The sequence below is a fragment of the uncultured Oscillibacter sp. genome, from assembly GCF_910584465.1.
In the GTDB taxonomy this organism is placed as follows: domain Bacteria; phylum Bacillota; class Clostridia; order Oscillospirales; family Oscillospiraceae; genus Oscillibacter.
Genome location: NZ_CAJUBK010000128.1, coordinates 1 through 2,074, shown reverse-complemented (window position 1 = coordinate 2,074; position 2,074 = coordinate 1). Strand labels below are relative to the sequence as shown.

At 67.3% G+C, this 2,074-nt stretch carries 2 protein-coding genes; both read left to right on the top strand.

The annotated features are described in order from the left end of the window. The coding region (locus QZ332_RS13505) for a DUF362 domain-containing protein (RefSeq protein WP_295766395.1) at positions 1-1,111 on the top strand (1,111 nt) is incomplete at its 5' end. 286 nt (positions 1,112-1,397) lie between these two features. Next, positions 1,398-2,024, top strand: coding sequence for a single-stranded DNA-binding protein (locus QZ332_RS13500; RefSeq protein ID WP_295766393.1), 627 nt, complete (start codon positions 1,398-1,400; stop codon positions 2,022-2,024). Positions 2,025-2,074: the final 50 nt, after the last annotated feature.

Genomic DNA, 2,074 nt, shown 5'->3' with positions numbered 1-2,074 from the left:
ATCCAAGGTCTATTTCGCGGACTTCCGCTGCCCCAGCTGGCGGGAGAACCTGCCCCAGAAGCTGGCCCGCCTCATGATGACCGCCGGCTTCGGCGAGATCGACATGGAGGACAAGTACGTCGCCATCAAGATGCACTTCGGCGAGCCGGGCAACATGGCCTACCTCCGCCCCAACTGGGCCAAGGCCGTGGCGGACCTGGTGAAGTCCCAGGGCGGCAAACCCTTCCTGACGGACTGCAACACCCTCTACGTCGGCGGGCGGAAAAACGCCCTGGACCACATCGAGTCCGCCTATGTCAACGGCTTCACCCCCTATTCCACCGGCTGTCAGATCCTCATCGCCGACGGCCTGAAGGGCACCGACGAGGTCAGCGTCCCCGTGGAGGGCGGCGAGTACGTCAAGGAGGCCAAGATCGGCCGGGCCGTCATGGACGCCGACGTCTTCGTGAGCCTCACCCACTTCAAGGGCCATGAACAGGCCGGCATGGGCGGCGCGCTGAAGAACATCGGCATGGGCTGCGGCTCCCGGGCGGGCAAGATGGAGCAGCACAACTCCGGCAAGCCCTTCGTCAGCCAGGACAAGTGCGTGGGCTGCAAGGCCTGCGCCAAGATCTGCGCCCACGGCGCGCCCCAGTTCGGCCCGGACGGCAAGGCGTCCATCGACCAGGACAAGTGCGTGGGCTGCGGCCGGTGCCTCGCGGTCTGCCCCAAGGACGCCATCTCCTGCCTGTTCGACGAGGCCCCCGCCATCCTGAACAAGAAGATCGCCGAGTACACCAAGGCCGTGGTGGACGGCCGCCCCTGCTTCCACGTCTCCCTGGTGCTGGACGTCTCCCCCAACTGCGACTGCCACGGGGAGAACGACGTGCCCATCGCCGCCGACGTGGGCATGTTCGCCTCCTTCGACCCGGTGGCCCTGGACCAGGCCTGCGCCGACGCGGTGGTCTCCCAGCCTCCCATGCCGGGGTCCGTGCTCTTCGACGAGGGCTTCGACTGCGGCTGCGGCGACGTCTTCAAGGCCGCCCATCCCGACACCCACTGGGAAGCCTGCCTGGAGCACGCGGAGAAGCTGGGCCTGGGCTCCCGGCAGTACGAGCTCATCAAGATCTGACCGGCCTCGTGAGGGCGGCGCCGACGGCGCCGCCCTCAGGCCGTCAAAAAGTCTTTTCGACAGCCCGAGCAAGGTTTCAGGACGTTCAAAAAAGTCCTGAAACCTCATCGATCAAAAACGAGAGGGGCCCTTCCCGGGTCCCTCTCGTGACGCTCTCCCTTCCCGTCGATGTAGTCCTCTCTGCTTTTTCGACAGGCCGAGGCGGCGCATACGCGCCGCCTTTTCCCGGTTCTGATCTCTCCGTCCTCCTCATATGATGCGGTATCACGACCGAGAGGTGGACAACATGACGACGAAAAACGAAGTGCTGCTGGAAGGGCTGACCCTGGGCGAACCGGAGTGGTCCCACGAGAACCACGGGACCCAGTTTTACCGCGTATACCTCCAGGTCCCCCGGCTCAGCGGCCAGGTGGACGTGCTGCCGGTGCTGCTGCCCGGCGCCCTGGCCGCGCAGACGGCGGCGGACCGGCTCCTCCGGGTCCGGGGACAGCTCCGCTCCTTCAACAACCGCTCCGGCGTGGGCAGCCGCTTGGTGCTGACGGTCTACGCCCAGGAGCTCCAGCCCGGGCTGGACGAGCCCCAGAACCAAATCGCCCTCTCCGGCGCGCTGTGCAAGCCGCCGGTGTTCCGCCGGACCCCCCTGGGCCGGAGCATCTGCGACCTGATGCTGGCCGCTCCCCGGCGCTACGGCCGGGCGGACTACCTGCCGGTCATCGCCTGGGGCCAGCTGGCGGTGAAGGCCAGCCGCCTCCACGTGGGGGACCCCCTGGCCCTGGAGGGCCGGGTCCAGAGCCGTACATACCACAAGGTCCTGGAGTCCGGAGGGTCGGAGGAGCGGGTGGCCTATGAGGTCTCCATGATGCGCCTCCTGGACCCGGCGGATCTGGACGCCTCCGAGCAGGACGCCGAATGAGGACAAGGGCCCTCCGCAAAAGCGGAGGGCCCTCGGCTCCAGCCTGACGA